General features: G+C 65.0%; 18 protein-coding genes and 1 pseudogene. 8 read left to right on the top strand and 11 right to left on the bottom strand.

Annotated elements, in window-relative coordinates; all coding sequences use genetic code 11:
• Positions 1-165: 165 nt before the first annotated feature.
• Entirely contained in the window at positions 166-669 is a 504-nt protein-coding gene (locus tag ACOQFP_RS24490; protein WP_176457804.1) for a hypothetical protein, read from the top strand.
• Between the two features lie 16 nt (positions 670-685).
• Here ACOQFP_RS24490 and ACOQFP_RS24485 read toward each other — a convergent pair whose 3' ends face one another.
• The 6 genes from ACOQFP_RS24485 to ACOQFP_RS24460 all read right to left on the bottom strand — a co-directional run bounded on the left by ACOQFP_RS24485 (position 686) and on the right by ACOQFP_RS24460 (position 4,932).
• A complete protein-coding gene (locus ACOQFP_RS24485; RefSeq protein WP_045841173.1) occupies positions 686-1,414 on the bottom strand; it encodes a TVP38/TMEM64 family protein in 729 nt (242 codons plus the stop codon).
• An 86-nt stretch (positions 1,415-1,500) separates the two neighbouring features.
• Complete coding sequence (locus ACOQFP_RS24480; protein WP_032375786.1) at positions 1,501-1,839, bottom strand: metal-sensitive transcriptional regulator; 339 nt, start codon at positions 1,837-1,839, stop codon at positions 1,501-1,503.
• Between the two features lie 23 nt (positions 1,840-1,862).
• Positions 1,863-2,030, bottom strand: coding sequence for a hypothetical protein (locus ACOQFP_RS24475; protein WP_155288777.1), 168 nt, complete (start codon positions 2,028-2,030; stop codon positions 1,863-1,865).
• A 108-nt stretch (positions 2,031-2,138) separates the two neighbouring features.
• Positions 2,139-4,403 (bottom strand): heavy metal translocating P-type ATPase, encoded by a 2,265-nt coding sequence (locus ACOQFP_RS24470; protein WP_032375703.1) that lies wholly within the window; start codon positions 4,401-4,403, stop codon positions 2,139-2,141.
• 29 nt (positions 4,404-4,432) lie between these two features.
• Positions 4,433-4,696, bottom strand: coding sequence for a hypothetical protein (locus tag ACOQFP_RS24465; protein WP_032375704.1), 264 nt, complete (start codon positions 4,694-4,696; stop codon positions 4,433-4,435).
• A gap of 32 nt (positions 4,697-4,728) precedes the next feature.
• The gene (locus ACOQFP_RS24460; RefSeq protein ID WP_032375705.1) at positions 4,729-4,932 is read right to left on the bottom strand and encodes a heavy-metal-associated domain-containing protein; all 204 of its coding nucleotides are present in this window, start codon (positions 4,930-4,932) and stop codon (positions 4,729-4,731) included.
• Positions 4,933-5,335: 403 nt separating this feature from the next.
• Between ACOQFP_RS24460 and ACOQFP_RS24455 the strand changes: the two genes are divergently transcribed.
• The gene (locus tag ACOQFP_RS24455; RefSeq protein ID WP_032375706.1) at positions 5,336-5,575 is read left to right on the top strand and encodes a DUF4396 domain-containing protein; all 240 of its coding nucleotides are present in this window, start codon (positions 5,336-5,338) and stop codon (positions 5,573-5,575) included.
• 147 nt (positions 5,576-5,722) lie between these two features.
• Here the strand turns inward: ACOQFP_RS24455 and ACOQFP_RS24450 are convergent, their stop codons facing one another.
• The 4 genes from ACOQFP_RS24450 to ACOQFP_RS24435 all read right to left on the bottom strand — a co-directional run bounded on the left by ACOQFP_RS24450 (position 5,723) and on the right by ACOQFP_RS24435 (position 8,914).
• Positions 5,723-7,012 carry an MFS transporter gene (locus tag ACOQFP_RS24450; RefSeq protein ID WP_032375707.1) on the bottom strand — a complete coding sequence of 430 codons (1,290 nt, stop codon included), beginning with the start codon at positions 7,010-7,012 and terminating at the stop codon, positions 5,723-5,725.
• On the bottom strand, positions 7,009-8,139 hold the full coding sequence (locus tag ACOQFP_RS24445; protein WP_032375708.1) for a PLP-dependent cysteine synthase family protein: 1,131 nt from the start codon (positions 8,137-8,139) through the stop codon (positions 7,009-7,011). The genes ACOQFP_RS24450 and ACOQFP_RS24445 overlap by 4 nt, the downstream gene beginning before the upstream one ends.
• 108 nt (positions 8,140-8,247) lie before the next feature.
• On the bottom strand, positions 8,248-8,667 hold the full coding sequence (locus ACOQFP_RS24440) for a hypothetical protein (protein WP_230593569.1): 420 nt from the start codon (positions 8,665-8,667) through the stop codon (positions 8,248-8,250).
• A 46-nt stretch (positions 8,668-8,713) separates the two neighbouring features.
• On the bottom strand, positions 8,714-8,914 hold the full coding sequence (locus ACOQFP_RS24435; protein WP_141215005.1) for a hypothetical protein: 201 nt from the start codon (positions 8,912-8,914) through the stop codon (positions 8,714-8,716).
• Between the two features lie 242 nt (positions 8,915-9,156).
• Between ACOQFP_RS24435 and lnt the strand changes: the two genes are divergently transcribed.
• Positions 9,157-10,755 (top strand): apolipoprotein N-acyltransferase, encoded by a 1,599-nt coding sequence (gene lnt, locus ACOQFP_RS24430; protein ID WP_080733460.1) that lies wholly within the window; start codon positions 9,157-9,159, stop codon positions 10,753-10,755.
• Between the two features lie 187 nt (positions 10,756-10,942).
• Positions 10,943-11,704 (top strand): M23 family metallopeptidase, encoded by a 762-nt coding sequence (locus ACOQFP_RS24425; RefSeq protein ID WP_176460367.1) that lies wholly within the window; start codon positions 10,943-10,945, stop codon positions 11,702-11,704.
• Positions 11,705-11,905: 201 nt separating this feature from the next.
• On the opposite strand, the pseudogene ACOQFP_RS24420 reads toward ACOQFP_RS24425, so the two are convergent.
• Positions 11,906-12,345, bottom strand: a pseudogene (locus ACOQFP_RS24420) (M23 family metallopeptidase); the annotation flags it as partial.
• A gap of 1,246 nt (positions 12,346-13,591) precedes the next feature.
• On the opposite strand from ACOQFP_RS24420, the gene ACOQFP_RS24415 reads away from it, so the two are divergent.
• The 4 genes from ACOQFP_RS24415 (at position 13,592) to ACOQFP_RS24400 (ending at position 17,213) form a co-directional block, all read left to right on the top strand.
• On the top strand, positions 13,592-14,179 hold the full coding sequence (locus tag ACOQFP_RS24415; protein WP_421585778.1) for a TlpA family protein disulfide reductase: 588 nt from the start codon (positions 13,592-13,594) through the stop codon (positions 14,177-14,179).
• Positions 14,180-14,276: 97 nt separating this feature from the next.
• Complete coding sequence (locus tag ACOQFP_RS24410) at positions 14,277-15,776, top strand: multicopper oxidase family protein (RefSeq protein ID WP_032375791.1); 1,500 nt, start codon at positions 14,277-14,279, stop codon at positions 15,774-15,776.
• Between the two features lie 121 nt (positions 15,777-15,897).
• Positions 15,898-16,254 carry a BlaI/MecI/CopY family transcriptional regulator gene (locus tag ACOQFP_RS24405; RefSeq protein WP_032375711.1) on the top strand — a complete coding sequence of 119 codons (357 nt, stop codon included), beginning with the start codon at positions 15,898-15,900 and terminating at the stop codon, positions 16,252-16,254.
• Positions 16,251-17,213: a M56 family metallopeptidase gene (locus ACOQFP_RS24400; protein ID WP_032375712.1), complete on the top strand. Its 963-nt coding sequence runs from the start codon at positions 16,251-16,253 to the stop codon at positions 17,211-17,213. The genes ACOQFP_RS24405 and ACOQFP_RS24400 overlap by 4 nt, the downstream gene beginning before the upstream one ends.
• The last annotated feature ends 273 nt before the right edge of the window (positions 17,214-17,486 follow it).

Below are 17,486 nucleotides of genomic sequence, written 5' to 3'. Positions count from 1 at the left end.
GGCAGTCGTAGACGGTTCCTCACGGTCGGCTGAGGCTCGCGTCGACGCTCGACGCCTGTGCCGTATGGGCGGCGAGTCGGCGTCGATTGACGCCGACTCACCGCACCTGCAAACTACTATCATTCATAGTAGATGGTGGGGTGGTATCCGCTGACCGGGAGAGGGATGACGACTGTGACGATGCGTGACTGGCCGGCGCGGCGTTGGGTGGCCGCGTTACTGGGCGCGACGGTGGCCGCGCTGGTCGTGGCGATCCCCACCGGGATCATCCACACTGCGTTCTACGTTCGAATGACCCCGGTGTTGTGGTGGAACTATCCGGTGTGGATTGCCACCGCAGTTCTCAGTGGCCTCATTCTTGCGACATACGTGAGCACTGGGCTGGCGTCGTCGGTTTCTTCCCGTGTAGGGGTCAGTGCGAATGCGTTGTCGTTGTTGGCAGTCGGATGTCCGATATGCAACAAACTGGTAGTGGTGGCGGTCGGGGTGAGCGGTGCTCTGGATCTATGGGCACCCGTGCAGCCCGTAATCGGAGTGATGTCGGTGGGGGTGATGGTGTGGGCTCTTCGACTGCGAATCCGCGGGGAACGCGCGTGCCCTACTTCTCGCGTAGGTCAGGAGTTCGGCAACTCCGCTGGCTTTGGCGGTGCAGGCGCAGCAAAATTGTAGGATTTCTCGCCACGTCCTATCCGCGGTCCGGCAGCAACAGACGACGAAGGCGACCGCTTCTCGATGCGCCATCTGCGGTGTTGGGCTGTGCCTGCGACACCGGCAGGCGGGCGTCGGCCAGCAATCCTGCCACCCCGGCGGCCACGCAGGCCGACGTCACCACTATCAATGCCGGATTCGTTCGCCCGGTCAAAGCGTCCCCGAACAGCACCGCGGCGATCGTACCGGGCAGAATCCCCACGACAGTGGCCGTCGTGTAGGGCAGCAGGCGCACCGCGGAGAGTCCGGAGCAGTAGTTGACCAGGGCGAACGGTGCCGGGGCAATGAGCCGTAAGGACCCGACGGCCAGCCACCCCCGCCGAGCCAACCGGGCATCGATGGACTTGACCGCAGGATTCGTCAGCCGCTCCTGCACCGCGGTGCGCCCGAGCGCGCGCACCAGCAGCAACGCCAGCACAGCGCTGACAGTTGTGGCGGCGATCGTGACGGCGACCCCGGTGGCGGGACCGAACAACAGTCCGGCGCTGAGGGTGAACACCGTGCGCGGTACCGGGGCAATCGTCAACACCGCCTGGGTCAGAAAGAACACCACCACGAACGACGGGCCCATCGACTCCGCCCACTCGCGCACCACAATGATCGACGGGCGGGGTACGAGGGCGGCAGCCACTGCCAGTATTGCCAGCGCTGCCACGGTGGCGAGGACTCGGCGATCGCGCAGAATCGCCGATACGGTTTCGGTCATGACGGTCTCTGCCTGCGCCGCCTCGCCGAGGTTTCCGACAAGCACGCGGGAGTGGACGGCGAGGAATGGCTTCGCACTGCCGGTGCTCAGGAGCGGACGAGCCGTGAGATCGCGTCGGTGGCCTCTTTGATCTTCGCGTCGGCTTGGGGACCGCCGGCGATGGCGGCGTCGACCACGCAGTGGCTGATGTGAGCTTCGAGCAGGCCCATGGCCACCGCCTGCAAGGCTTTGGTCATCGCCGAGACCTGGGTGAGGATGTCGATGCAGTACTTGTCTTCCTCGACCATGCGCTGCAGTCCTCGGGCCTGGCCTTCGATGCGCTTGAGGCGTTTGAGGTAGGCGTCCTTTTCGGTGATGTAGCCGTGCGCGGCGTGATCATGGCCGTCGGTCTCGGCGGGTGCCTGCGCGGCCGCGGGAGTGGCCATGGTGTCCTCCTGGAATCCGAGTGTCATGCCGAGCATCCTCGATTATGCCCGCCCGGGGTATGGCGCGAGAGGGTCGGTCCGTCGAGTCGTCGCTGGGCCGCCGCCGCAGCGCACATCACCGCGCAGCGGGCCACCGCTCGGGTCGCCGGGTGCCGGGTGATCTGCACCAAGGTCGTTGTCACGAAGGACATGGCCCTCTCCTTTCGTAGGCTGCATCGGGGTTGTAGCGGTGGGGTGGGGTGGCGCGCCTGCATGCCACGCCCACCCCAGCCTTTTGGGTGCTTGTTCTACCCGCGCGGTTATCCGGTGAGGGACTTGAACCGGCGCAACCGCAAGCTGTTGCTGACCACGAACACCGACGAGAACGCCATCGCTGCACCGGCCAGCATCGGATTGAGCAGCCCGGCCGCAGCCAAGGGGAGGGCGGCCACGTTGTAGGCGAACGCCCAGAACAAGTTGCCCTTGATGGTGCCCAACGTTCGGCGGGACAGGCGGATAGCATCCGCTGCTGCGCGCAGATCACCGCGCACCAACGTCAGATCGCTGGCTTCGATCGCAACGTCGGTACCGGTGCCCATCGCCAGACCGAGGTCGGCCTGCGCCAACGCGGCGGCGTCGTTCACGCCGTCGCCGACCATCGCCACTACCTTGCCCTGCTCCTGCAGCCTTTTGACGACGTCCACCTTGTCTGCGGGCAGCACCTCCGCGATCACTTCGTGGATGCCGACCTGGTCGGCGATGGCACGCGCGGCGGCTGCGTTGTCGCCGGTGAGCATGATCGGCGTCAAACCCAGGCCCCGCAGCTGCTCGATCGCCTCGGCGGAGGTGGGTTTGACCGCGTCGGCGACGACCAGTACTCCGCGAGCCCGACCGTCCCAACCGACTGCGACGGCGGTCTTGCCCTCGGATTCGGCTGCACGCATCGCACTTTCGAGTTCGTCCGGCAGCTGCTGCGCCCGGTCGGCGAGGAGGCGGGCCCGTCCGACGATCATTGCGTGGTCGTCGACTATGCCCTGCACCCCGAGGCCTTCGATATTTATAAACTGCTCCACCGGTGGCAGGGCTCCGACCTTCTCGCGGGCACCTTTGGCGATGGCCTGGGCGATGGGGTGCTCGGACGAATCTTCGAGTGCACCGGCCAGGCGCAGCACCTGCGCGGTGTCCTCGCCGTCGGCGGTGATCACGTCGAGCAGAGTCATCTTGCCGGTGGTGACGGTGCCGGTCTTGTCGAGTACCACGGTGTCGACACGGCGGGTCGATTCGAGCACTTCGGGACCCTTGATCAGGATGCCGAGCTGAGCGCCGCGGCCGGTGCCGACCATCAGCGCGGTCGGGGTGGCCAGGCCGAGGGCACACGGGCAGGCGATGATCAGGACGGCGACGGCTGCGGTGAACGCGGCCGCGATCCCACCGCCGGTGCCGATCCAGAAGCCGAGTGTCGCCGCGGCAAGGGCGATCACGATCGGGACGAAGACTCCGGAGATCTTGTCGGCCAGACGCTGAGCTTGGGCTTTACCGGTCTGAGCGTCTTCGACGAGTTTCGCCATCTGTGCGAGCTGGGTGTCCGAGCCGATGCGGGTCGCCCGGACCACGATTCGGCCACCGACGTTGACCGTCGCGCCGACGACCAGATCATCGGGTCCTACCTCGACGGGCACGGATTCGCCGGTCAACATCGAATTGTCGACCGCGGAAGAGCCGTCGGCGACCACGCCGTCGGTGGCGATCTTCTCCCCGGGGCGGACGACGAACTCGTCACCGACGATGAGTTGATCGGTGGGGATGCGCTGTTCGACACCCTCGCGCAGGACGGAGACTTCCTTGGCACCGAGCTCGAGCAGGGCACGCAGGGCGGCACCGGCGCGTCGCTTGGAGCGTGCTTCGAAGTAGCGGCCGGCGAGGATGAAGGTGGTGACTCCGGCTGCGGCCTCGAGGTAGATGTTGCCGGCCCCGTCGGAGCGGGAGATGGTCAGCTCGAACGGGTGTGTCATGCCGGCCGTTCCGGCGGTGCCCCAGAACAGGGCATACAACGACCACCCCAGTGCTGCGATGGTGCCCATCGAGATCAGGGTGTCCATCGTTGAGGTGGCGTGCCGCAGATTGGTGAAGGCGGCCTTGTGGAACGGCCATGCCCCCCACACCACCACGGGTGCGGCGAGGGTCAGGGAAAGCCACTGCCAGTTGGTGAACTGCAGTACCGGAACCATGGCCATCGCGATCACCGGCACGCTGAGCACCAGCGATATGAGCAGGCGTTGGCGCAGCGAGGCGGTGGGGTCGATCTCGGCTGGCCCGGCCGCGTCGGGGTCGGTGGAGGAGGCGGCGGGCGCGGGGACCGTGGCGGTGTAGCCGGCCTGCTCGACGGTGCCCACGAGATCCTCGGTCGAGACATCACCGACGTAGTCGACGCGTGCTTTTTCGGTGGCGTAGTTCACCGTCGCGGTGACACCGTCGAGCTTGTTGAGCTTTTTCTCGATCCGGTTCGCGCAGGAGGCGCAGGTCATACCACTGATGTCGAGTTCGACCCGGCCGTCGGCGGTGGGGTGGTGCGTGACGGGATTCATCGTCGCTCCTCTCGGGGTGTGGTGGTGTGTCAGTGTCCGTGCCCGGCGGGCATCGGCTCCGAGGCGGCGGGCACCGCGGCGTATCTGCTGTCGGTGACCATCAATCCTCCAGGTCTCTGATTGGCGACGGGCCCGCCCGCAGTGGACACCGCGGCGGCGTCGTGAGTCGAGGTGTCGTGTGTGTCGGGTGGTGCGGCACCTTCGGGGCCGAAGGCGTCCCCGGCTCCGAAGGCGAGCCCGAAGACCGCGGCTAGGGCGATGGTGAATCCGACGAACTTCGATGATGCGTTCATCGTGCGAATCTCCTGTCCGGGTCTGGTGTCGATCAGGAGGCGAGCTGGTAGCCGGCCTCGTCGACTGCGTGGGCGATGGCCGTCTGCTCGATCGGGGTGTCCGAGTCGATATCGACTCGGCCGCTCGCGAGGTCGACATTCACGGCGGTCACACCGGGGATGCCGCTGATCTCCTCTCGGACCGAGGAGACGCAGTGCCCGCAGGTCATTCCGGTGACGGTGACGGTGGTGTTCATCGATGCCCTTCTTTCTTCGATTCGGAATGTGATCGAGGTCGTCGCGACCCACTTACAGATTTACCATACCCCCCTACGGTATGCAACGAGATGTGCCGCACCGGTGCTACGGCATGACCCTGGGCACTGACCGGAACACCGCCCTCGGATGCGGGAGCGGCACCCAGAATCGAACGTCGCACCAGAGCCTGCATCGGCGGGCGTCCTCGACTCCGGCTACTACGAACGCGGATTACGCGCGCGCAGAGATGCCCACAATCTTCTCGATGATGTCGCTTCCGTCCTTGCCGACGTCGAATCTCGTGCGGACAGAGTGTTCTTTGGGTGATGATCATCGTCATCGCCATACTGGCCACGATCATGCTCTTCGTATACGAGCGTTCGGCCATCACACCGGTAGTCGGTGCGCAGGCAATCCATTCGGCGTTCTGTCCTGGCTGCGGTCGGCGTCGCTGCGTTGACCGTACTGGCGTTCGACCTCGGGATGGGTGGTTGGATGCTGCTGCTGTACTACACCGAGACCATGCCACCGGCCACCGATGCTGCGTTCTGGATGCTCATGCAAATCGGTATCGTCCTCGGGGTGGTCACGGGTTACCCCGTCGTCCGTCGCCTCCAACGTCACCGCAGTACCCCCGCCTGAGGTGTGGGTGGCCCGCATTCGTGTGAATGCGGGCCACCGGTCGGTGGATAGTCGTGAACGGTGCCGCGTCGATACCCTCGTGTTCGGCAATCATCGTCGAGGTCTCGGGTGTGGGCAATGCAGGCCACTTCTCGGCGTGCACTGCCGCTAGCCGGTGGCCGGTACCTCGCCGCTTTCGGTCACCGTGGTCTCGGTGGGGGGTGGGGTGAGCCGGTCGGATCGATCGAGCGCATAGAGAGCGGCCACAGATGCCGCCCCGACCAGGGTCAGTATCGCCCAGATCAGTGCACCCAGATGCGCGTCGCTGAGAAGCCCGAAGACGGCTCCTGTACCCAGGTTGCCGAGCAGGATGCCGACCCCGACGATGGTGTTGTAGAACCCGTAATGGGTGGCCACCAGCTTCCCGCCCGACAGGGTCACCACCGTGTCCATCTCGAACGGAAACACCGCGGCGGTGCCGACCGCCAACAGTGCAGCGGTGAACACCAGGGCACCGGCGGCGGCCCACCCGCCCAGCGCGGCCGGGCTCGGCAGCACGATCAGCGGGAGGAACGCCAGCGCCATGATTGCCATACCGACCACCACGCTTCGCCCCGAACCCCACCTGCGGGACAACCAGGACGTGATCCGGAACTGCCCGGCGATCGCGACCACGCCGGAGACCACGAACAACGAGGTCACCAGAGCGGTGTCGGACCTGCCGTTACCGACTACCACCGCAGCCTGCAGCGGCAGCGCAAGATAGATCTGGAACGAAAGCACGTAGGATCCGATCATCGCCAGCGCGAACAGCACGAAGGGTCGGTTGGCCATCACCACCCGCCAGTCCTCGAGTACCGATGTCGTGGCCCCGGTCGTCTCGGCCCGGTGCGCGGGGAGCGTCCAAATCTGCACGATCGTCAGAACAGCAAAAATCGCGGCCGCTGCCAGTGAGGTGACTCGGAAGTCGAGGGTGGTCAGAGCGAGACCGATCAACGGGCCCAGCAGAATCCCGGCCTGATAGAACACGTTGAACACCGCGAACGCCTCGACCCGCCGTGGCCCTGCGTCGGCGGCCAGATACGCCCGCACGGCCGGGTTGAACAGCGCACCGGCGAACCCGGTCGCGGCCGAGGCGAGCAGGATCGCCGGCAGCGATTCCACGGCCGCGAGCAGTACGAAACCGGCAACTCGCAGCAGGCAGCCGGCGACGATCAGGGGTTTGTATCCGAGGCGGTCGGCGAGGGTGCCGCCGAGCAGGAACATCCCTTGCTGGGAGAAGTTCCGCATCCCCAGCACCAGCCCGACCGCCCACGCCGCCAGGCCCAGGGAACCGGCCAGATACCCGGCCAGGTACGGCATCAGCATGTAGAAACCGACGTTGATGGAGAACTGGTTGACCATCAACACCTGGCTGGGCCGGTCGAAGCTACGGAACTTGGTCAGAAAAGTTTTCATCGAACGCTCTCGGTGGGATCGACGACGGTGGGATCGACGACGGTGGCGCACCGCGTCCACGACGTCACAGTCTCATCGGTGGGGTGGGCGATGGTCGTCGGCTCGGTCGGCGGGTCAACGTCGAGCAGGCCGTGCTCGGTGCAGTAGTCGTCGTTGTAGATGGTGTCGAAGTAGCGCTGCGGTCCGTCGGGGAAGACGGCCGCGACCCGGGTCTCCGGCGGGCTGGTGCGAGCGATCCAGCCGGCCGCGAGGGCGACGGCCCCGACGCTCCAGCCGCCGCTGGCGTGGTGCGTCGCCGCCAGGGTGCGGCACGACCACACCGCTTCGTGCGGGGCCACCCAGTGCACCTCGTCGAAGGCGGGATAGTCGATGTTGTCGGGATAGATGCTCGAACCCAACCCGCGCATGAGCCGAGTGCTGGCGGGTTGCCCGAAGATCGTCGATCCGATGGTGTCGACACCGACCAGTTTCAGGTCGGGGCAGAACTGCCGGAGCACCCGGGCCACCCCGGCGGAGTGCCCTCCGGTGCCCACCGAGCAAACCAAGGTGTCGACGCGTCCGAGCTGGGCGATGAGTTCGTGAGCGAGCGACTCGTACGCCTCGACATTGTCCGGGTTGGTGTACTGATCCGGGCACCACGACCCTGGATGTGTATCGAGGAGCTCACGGACCTTCTCACGCCGGGCCTGCTGCCAGCCGCCGTCGGGGTGCGGTGTGGTGACCAGTTCGACGCGGGCACCGTACGCGGCGAGCATCCGGTGCACGATCGGTTCCAGTCCCGGGTCGGCGACGAGGGTGACGGGGTGGTGATGGGTGATCCCGGCCAGGGCCAGACCCAGGCCGAGGGTTCCGCTGGTGGATTCGATGATCATCGCGCCGGGAGCGAGGTCGCCGCGGGCCTTGGCTTTTTCGACCATGTGCAGCGCGGGGCGGTCTTTCATCCCACCGGGATTGCTGCCTTCGAGTTTCGCCCAGAAGCCGCGGCCGGAGTCCGCGAACGGTTCACCGATCCACAGAACGGGCGTGTTGCCGACCATTGTGCTCGGTTCCGGGCAGTTCTTGGCGGTCGCCAACATGTGGCCGGCGGAGGACGGTGGCACGAGTGTGGAGCGAACAGCACTGTTCATGATGAGTAGTCCCTGTATGTGATCTGCGAGGAGCGCAGTAAGTGAGTGATGGGCAGCACGAACTGGGCCATGAGAGGAGAAGTCCTCGGATGGCCCGCGGGCTGCTGATCAGCACCTGTTGATACAGAGTTCGTTCAAGACGGTTCGGCCGTGCCGGATCGGAATGGGTAGATCCGGTGGGGCTCGCGAAATGCGCGGGGCAGACATCGCCACCAACACCACAGCGAAGGCCATCGCTGCGACCGCGGCGATGGTCGATGGGCGGGGCGGGTTGTCGGATCGGGGCATTGCGATGACGGTGTTCGTATCGTGCGCCATGTGGGGCGATCCGTCGTCGATGTGCGCGTGGTTGGGGGAGAGTTCCGCGGCGGCCTGAGACGAGGACGAAACGATGTGTACGCCGTCGCTGTGATGGTCCTGTTCCCAGGCGATGCCGCATTGAGCGATGGTGTGAGCCAACAAATACAGGACAGCGGCGACTGCGATAACCGTCCGCAGGCGCGGCGGGCCCAGCGCAGAGATTCTCACAACGCCTCGACGGTAGCAGCCGGAAACTGGGTTGGCCCAAACCCATTCAGGGTGCCCCTGATGTGCCGCCGCCGAATCGGGCGGTCACACCGCCCGCCCGCAGGCACCACATGTTTCTGGTCACGTCGAACACGGCCAGGACGATCGGGGCGGTGATCATGATGGCCGCCAGAGCAGATGCACCCGCATATGTCGGCGTGCTGCGGCGCGGTAGAAGCCAGTCTCCATCCCGGGGTCCAGCACGCATCTTGTGCGAGCCGAGGGTGGTCCGTGCACCGGTCGATGCCCGGCCACGAAGGGCACCGCGAAGGACAAAGGGCACAGCGAAGGTGCGCGGTCGATATCCCGGGGTATGCATCGACGTCGCAGAGGCGCGGTGTCGGCGGGGGAGCCGGTCCGGGCTCACCGCTGTTACTACTATCGTGCATAGTAGTAACCGAGGGTGGTCAGGTGGCGCTATGCCGTACATGAGAAAAGAGCCATGCAGGCATGCTCGATATCGAGTCCAGCGCAACAACAGTGAACCGTCACCGACGAACCCGACGTCGCCGTGTGTTCACCGCGATAGCAGGCAGGTCATCGTGTGCGGTATCTGCTGGTGTGCTGTTGTACGCGGGCTTTCCACCTCGGTCGCTGTGGTTCCTCGCGCCGTTGGGTGTCGGGGTTCTTGTTCTCGTCATCCGCGGCCGTTCCATCCGGGCGGCGTTCTTCTACGGGTATCTGTCGGGATTGGCGTTCTTTCTGCCTCTGCTGCCCTGGGTGGGTGTCTACGTCGGTGCCCCGCCGTGGCTGGCGCTCGCGGCGATCCAAGCGATAGCAGTGGCACTGTTCTGCGCTGCAGCGGCCGCAGTGTCCGGGTTGCGCTTCGAACCGCTGTGGATCGCCGCGATCTGGACCGCCACCGAAGGTCTGCGCGCACGGATTCCGTTCGGGGGATTTCCGTGGGGGAAACTAGCTTTCGCCCAAGCAGACGGCCCTCTGCTCTCGCTTGCCGCGTTCGCCGGTGCGCCCGGTGTATCTTTTGCAGTCGCAGTGATCGGCGCGGCACTGGCCAGTGTGGTCCGCCAGGTACGCCCGCCGACGCCGCGATTCGCAGTCGGGTCGGTGGCCACTGTGGTGATCGTGCCGGCTCTGGCTTTCGCGCTCACTCCCGCTGACGATGCAGGCGCAGCGCGTGCGACGGTCGCCGTTGTTCAAGGCAACGTTCCGCGGTCGGGTCTGGACTTCAACTCGCAACGTCGAGCAGTTCTCGACAATCACATCGAGCGAACAATGCAGCTCGGGGACGACATCACCGCCGGCAGGGTGCCCGCTCCCGACCTGGTGATCTGGCCGGAGAATGCATCCGATATCGACCCACTGCGCAACGCCGACGCCACTGCCGGGATCGACGCTGCAGCGCGGTCGGTCGGGGTGCCGATTCTGGTCGGAGCTGTGCTCGGTAACGACGACGGCACCTCGATGAATACCTCGATCGTGTGGGATCCGGTACTCGGACCGGGGGAGCGACACGACAAACGCAAACTTGTTCCTTTCGGAGAGTATCTCCCGATGCGATCTGTGATGACGAGGTTGTCCTCCTACGCCTCGCAGGCCGGTAACTTCGTTCCCGGGTCGGGCGACGGTGTCGTCGATATCGCCGGAATTCCGACGGCCGTCGCCACCTGTTACGAGGTCGCGTTCGACGAGCTGGTCACCGACTCCGTGCGTGCGGGGGCGCAGCTGATCACGGTCCCCACCAACAATGCGACGTTCGGGCGCACCGATATGACCTACCAGCAGTTGGCGATGTCGCGGCTGCGGGCGGTCGAGCACAACAGGACTGTTCTCGTTGCGGCGACCAGTGGGGTCAGTGCCGTCATCGACCCACAGGGGAAGGTCGCAGATCGTTCGGGCTTGTTCGCTGCGCAGACGTTGGTCGCTGATGTTGCCCTGGAAACGAGATCGACGTGGGCGACAAAGCTGGGACCGCTTCCGGAGTACGCCGCGGTCGTTCTTGCTGTCGTGGGGTGTGCTCTCGCATGGAGAAGGCAGCGTTCGCCGGCCGATGGTCTCCGACCGTCGACGTCCGGTGCTACCGCGCTGTGAGGCACGAAACCACTGCGGGGGACATCGAACTACTAACCATGATAGTAATTACCCCACTCGTCGTGTATCTTTTCGTTATCGCGTCGTGATCCGTTCGATACATCAGTGAGGTGCGCACGTCGATGATTACGCCTCGCTCCATTCGATTACCGAGGACTCTGCTGTGGCACAACACCGTATGACCCGCATGACCGACCGACGTCGACAGTTGTCGGACTGTGACGTGCCGGGAGTGGCGGTGACGCCGAGAGGGCGGCATCGCGCTCGGGCGCGCGCCACCGAGCGCCGCGGCAGTGTCGCTGTCGGTATTGCGGTGGCAGCGGGCGCTCTGGTCACGGCGGGTGCCCAATATGCGAGTCCCGCCCAGGCGCAGGCAGTCCCCGTGCACGAAGCGACACCGATGCAGGACCCGGTGGCCGAATACTTGCCTCAGATCCTCGCCATACCGGAGATCTCCAATATCAACGATGCGATCGAGCAGTTGGCGAAGGGGCAACGAAGGGCAGAGGAGAGCGCTGCGCGTGATGCAGCGGCGCTGCGACCACTGTTCGTTCGTCCGGTCGCCGGGACCCTGACCTCGGATTTCGGTCCACGATGGGGGACTACGCACACCGGGCTCGACATCGCCAACGCTATCGGAACTCCCGTCTACGCGGCAGCCGACGCTACCGTGCTCGACTCCGGTCCTGCAGACGGTTTCGGCCTCTGGGTACGTCTTCAGCATGACGATGGAACGACAACGGTCTACGGGCACATCGATCAAACCTTGGTGACCGTGGGGCAACGAGTGCAAGCCGGTGAGCAGATCGCCACTGTCGGCAATCGTGGCCAATCGACCGGGCCTCACCTGCATTTCGAGGTCGTCGACGCGGCGGGGAGCAAGGTCGATCCTCAGGAGTGGCTCGCCTCTCGGGGTGTCGCGCTGTCCGACGCGGCTGTTCGGTCGTAGGCCCCCGTTTCACCTCTCGGGCTCGCAGTAGGTACGGCGAACTTACCGGAATGCGGGCGATCGTACTGCGCGCCCGCTGAACATGTCGAGGCACCGAGGGTTCAGGTCTGATGGTGAAAACGAGACCGCAGAGACGCATCCGAAGTCAGTGCAACAGTGCGGAATTCGTTCCCATCGGCGGGCCGTGCGGTCGAGGCTCGACTACGAGTCACGGTCCGAACCGGTGATGGTGGCTCCGCGTTCCGCGAGCCAAAGTCTGGGGTCGACCTTGTTATGCCGGCGGGTGTGTCGACCTCGAAGTGCAGATGTGGACCGGTGGAGATACCCCGGTTTCCTACCGTCGCAATTTCTTCACCAGCAGTGACGCGTTGACCTACGGTCACGAGGTTGTCGTTGTTGTGCCCGTAGGTCGTTACGGTGCCGTCATCGTGGCGTATGCGCACCCAGAGTCCGAAGCCCTGGGCCGGTCCTGCGCTGATCACGTCGCCGTCCGCAACGGCGACGATCGGTGTACCGGTGGAGTTGGCGATGTCGATTCCTTGATGGGCGCGGCCGTCGCCGAAGGTCGAGGTCAACGTTCCTGTTGTCGGCGCACGATACTTTCCGTTGCTCGACCCTGTTGTGCCGGTAGGGGATTGCGGGGCGGCCGACGGATGATCGCCCGCCTCGGGTGTCGTGGTTTCGGGTGTCGTTGTTTCAGATGACGTGCCGGGTGCCGACGTTTCAGGCACAGTGGCGTCGGGTTCGAGCGCGGGCAGTTCGGGCGTCGACGGGTCGGCGGCCGACTCGGGGTCCTGAGTGTCCTGAGTGTCCTGAGTGTCCTGGGTGCCTTGGGCGGTCGGTTGTTCGGTCGAGGGCTCGGCGTTCGACCTGCCGGGTGGGACCGCCGCATGTCCGCGCGACGAGGTGTGCGGGGTGGCCGGATCGTGGGGAGTCTCGGCGGCCGCGAGTGTGGATGCAAGTGTGGCGACGTCCATCGACGACACCAGTCGGGGGAGAACTGTGGGGTCGATGTCGTCGATCGGCGCGAGACAGGGGATCAGTCGCGAAAGGGCTCCCGTTGGTCCGTCAGCTGTATCGGTGGCTCCGATCGTGCCCACGAGGCAGGAGACGATGCGGCTCTGTGGGCCGGCCAGGTCGTCGAGAGCGCCGTTGGCGCGAATCTCGCGTAGTGCGCCGACGACGAGATCGAGGACCTCCTGTTGGACGTGCGGGTCCGATTGGGCCTGCGCGGGGAAGGCAGGCGGCGGCGCAGCCGGATCGGCGTCCGGGGCTGCAGACGCCGTGGGTGCCAGCGCGAGGATGCCTCCCACGAACGCGGTACCGACGAGGATGCGAGTACCCCACCGAGTTCGGTGCGCCATGTACGAGGACGAGGGCAGAGGTCTCATGTCGGTGGTCCTCCTGGACGGCAACTGCATACCTGGCAGTAATTCAGGTCGCCTTCGAGTCAAGGCGACACGCCGCATCACTATTACACCCTTTCCGCACAAGCACCATCAGTCACAGTGAATTACATCGGTAACATTCGCACCCTGCGACCCATTTCGATCGTCGGGTTGTTTCTCGGGAGCCGAAGTTCATGTACGTAATATCTTCTGCGCCAGAAGGACTCGGCGTCGCTGGACGGCCTTCATCGTGCGCCTCGATGGGGACGGTCGTCTTCGGCGAACGGCCGGAGAGCTGTGTGCTGGCACTGTGAGGCCCGAGGGTGAAGGGGCCGCGAAAGCGTTGACGGCGTGCAGGATCCACGTTGCTACTATCGAAGATAGTAGATCGTGTAGTATGACGCTGACAGACCGGAAGACATCGTCGAGGTGAACGAGACAGAGGTGCAGGGTGCAGCGGGTGACGACACGCTGGTCCCTACTTGCGATCATCGTCATCGTGACAGTTGTTGGAGCGCTGGCATTGTGGTCTCGAGATCCCTCGACCCAGTCGGTGGGGTCCGCAGGATCGGCACCTCACGTCGAGGACGAGGATCTCCCGTCGGCAGTGATCGCTACCCGTGCTGCCCTCGAGCCGTGCCCGACCTCGTCGCCGGTTCCGTCCCCCGTAACTGGCGAGCTCGTCGGTACGTCCGCACGATGCTTGGGAACGTCGGACTTATCCGATCTGGGGACCTCCCTGGCTGGGCAACCCACATTGCTCAATGTCTGGGCGTCGTGGTGCGGTCCGTGTAGACAGGAGATTCCGGTTCTGGCCCAGGACGCCGCAGAACCGGATGCGGTTCGGGTCGTCGGTCTCAACGTCCAAGACGATGCCGATGCGGCATTGAGCCTGCTCACCGAGCTGGGAGTGCACTATCCCTCGTTCGATCAGGCCGACGCGGCGTTGCAGACACTTGACGCGCCCCCTGTCCTGCCCCTGAGTTTCTTGGTCCAGAGCGATGGAACGATCGAGCGCATCACCTCGACGCCGGTGTTCTACGACCCGAGTCAGGTGCGGGAGGCGGTAACAGCGCTTGTGCGCTGATCTCAGCACGAGCACGAGCACGAGCACCAGCACCAGCAACGCGGCGAGGATCGAACGCCCGCCGGCGGACGGACTTCTACAGAATTGGGAGATGTGTATGACCAGGCAGCGGGCAGGTGCGTTCTCGCTCACGCGCCGCAACTTTCTCGCGCTGAGCGCGGCCGGAACGAGTGCCGTCGTGTTGGCGGCATGCGGCAATGGCTCGTCCGCAGCGACAGTTGTCGGACCGGACTCCGATGTGGTGGGACAGGCCGAGGACGCGCGGCGCTCGGCCGTCGGCAGACAAGTCGATATTTCCTTGAGAGCTCAGTCGAGCACGATCGACCTCGGCGGAGTGCAGGTACAGACCTGGACTTTCGGCGACAGACTCCCCGGTGCCGAGATTCGCCTGAGCCGAGGTGATGTGTTGCGCGCACAGCTCGACAACCGCCTCGAGCAGGAGACGACGATCCATTGGCACGGAATCGCCTTGCGCAACGACATGGACGGAGTGCCGGGCCTGACTCAGCCGGCTGTGGCTTCCGGTGACTCGTTCGGCTACGACTTCACCGTGCCCGACGCGGGCACGTACTTCTTTCACCCTCACGTCGGTACCCAACTCGACAGAGGACTGTATGCACCGCTGATCGTCGAGGACCCCGCCGACGGCTCGGACTACGACCTCGAAGCCGTCCTGGTCCTGGACGACTGGCTCGACGGGGTAGCCGGCGACCCCGATCGAGAACTCGAACGGCTGCGCAGCGAGGGCATGTCGATGGGCGGCATGTCGATGAGCGCGCCCACCGCCCAGTCGCCTCTCGGTGGCGACACCGGCGACGTGAGCTACCCGTACTACCTGATCAACGGCAAGATCGCCGCCGACCCCATCGTGCTCGGCGGACGGCCGGGCCAGCGGCTGCGCCTGCGCATCATCAACGCAGCTGCCGACACGGCCTTCCGTTTCGCAGTGGGGGGGCATCCTCTCACTGTTACTCACAGCGACGGATTTCCGGTTCAGCCCGAGCAGGCGCAATGCTTGTTGATAGGGATGGGAGAGCGTTACGACGCAATCATCACCTTGCAGGACGGGGCGTTTCCGATTGTCGCCGCCGCGGAAGGTAAGGACGGGAGCGGGTTCGCTGTGTTGCGTACCGGGCCAGGCGCCGCGCCGCAGTCCTCAGTCCGGCCTGCCGAACTCTCTGCAGCCCCGGTGATGGCTGATCAACTGATGTCGCTCGATACGGTCCGCTTGTCCGCACGCGAGCCGGATCGCACGTACGACATCGCTCTCGGGATGGAGATGGGCGGGTACACCTGGACGCTCAACGGTGAGACGTACGAGCAGCACACCCCCCTCGACGTTCGCGAAGGCGAAAGAGTACGACTTCGCTTCGTCAACGCCACCACGATGTTTCATCCCATGCATCTGCACGGACACACCTTCGAGGTTGTCAACGGTGCCGGATCAGGCCCCCGGAAGGACACCTCGCTGGTCTTGCCGAACCAAACTGTCGAAGTCGACTTCGACACCGACAATCCCGGCCAGTGGCTTCTGCACTGCCACAACCTCTATCACGGGGAAGCGGGAATGATGACATCGGTGTCCTACCTGGCGTGAGCCTACGGCCGCATTCGTATTCGAGGCATGCAAACCTCTCGGACCAGGGTGCTCGCTACCGAAGGATCACGTAGCTGGCTCGTTCGACGGGATAGAGTGAACACGCGCCTAGGAGGCACTCATGCAGGGTTTGGGAGAGCTCGAAGCTCTGGTGATGGACGTGGTGTGGAATACCAGCGCCGCAGTCCGGGTTCGTGATGTCATCGATCAACTCGAGGACGGTCGAGAACCGGCGTACACCACGATTCAGACGGTGCTCGACAATTTGCACCGTAAAGGCTGGGTACACCGACAACGCAACGGACGGGCATATTGGTACGAAGCCACCCGAAGCAGGGAAGAAGCCGCCTCCGACGCCTTGCGAATACTTCTCGAATCGACCGGCGACCCGACGAGCGTGCTGCTGCACTTCGCCCGCGGCGCTTCCGATGACGAATCGAAGGTGCTCACCCGCGGTCTGAAAGAGCGTCAGAGGTGACTGCCGTACTCCTGTGGGCCCTCGGTGGGCTGTTGGTTGCGGCTGCCGCGCCATTGCTGATGAGGTCGATGATCGACAGAGGTATCGATGCGCACGTCACGCTCTTGACGTGGTCGGCGCTCGTTGTGGGCACCTTGGTCAGCATTGCGGTACCGGTCGTGCTCAGTGCGATCCCCAGTCATGGGGGCGTGACGACCCTGGTCGACATCGCACACCAATGCTGGCTCGCCCTTCAGGGCGACATACCTGCCCGCGTCGAGGCCATCGTCGGGGTTGTCGGGATTGCGATGTTGGGCTGCGGCGCAGTCCGCTGGATCGTCCACCTGAGGCGCGCAGTGTGTGAGCGACGGCGAGTGTACGAGCGGCACATCGATCTGCTGCGCATCATCGCTGGAGGCGTCGGGTTTTCCGGTTCGAATCAACCCGCGTCGACCTTGTGGCTTCCGTTGGACAGTCCTCTCGCGTACAGCGTCGCGGGACGACCGGCGATGGTCGTGGCCAGCGAGGGGCTGCGTACGCAGTTGACGCCTGCTGAAGTCGAGGCGGTCCTCGCACACGAACGTGCACACATCGATGGCCGGCATCATCTGCTCGTAGGCATTGCCGAGTCGGTGGCCTATGCGTTTCCGTGGCTACCGATCATGCGAGCGTCACCTTCGCTCGTGCGCGCTCTGGTCGAACTCGACGCGGACGCCCGCGCAGCCCGCTCGCACGGACGAGACCCCGTGCGGCGCGCTCTGACTTCGCTGCGCCCGCACCCTGTTCCTCTGCCCGCCCTCGGTATGGTTTCCGATGCCACCGTTGTGCGGCTCGATCGTCTCGCCGTGGACCGAGTGATCCCGCATGCTCCCCTCCGGTGGGCGCGGGCGTTCGTAGCGTGCACCGCCGTTGCCCTGCCTGCGTTACCAGTAGTGGCCCTGCTGGGGGCCATGACGTTGGCATCCTGCGCGGTGGGATGAAATGCCCCGCGCGGCACTACAGATCACGGGAGCGAGTCCGCAATACTCGCCCCTCGGCTTTCGGCTGCGGGAAGCGATCATCATGAGACCGACGAGCGCGAGGACCATCGCCATCGGATAGCCGACCGCGAGATCCTGCCATCCGGCGCTCGGAAGAAACCGAAGCTGCCCGAGATGAATTACGACGTGGGTCGCACCGATCACGACACCCGCCATCAGGACCACCCAACCCCGACCTTGACGGCGGCGCTCACGCTTGTACGCCTCGGTGTA

This window comes from Rhodococcus sp. MALMAid1271 (genome assembly GCF_049195265.1).
Classification (GTDB): domain Bacteria; phylum Actinomycetota; class Actinomycetes; order Mycobacteriales; family Mycobacteriaceae; genus Rhodococcoides.
The sequence above is the reverse complement of the archived record's forward strand: the minus strand, read 5'-3'. Positions and strand labels throughout refer to the sequence as shown.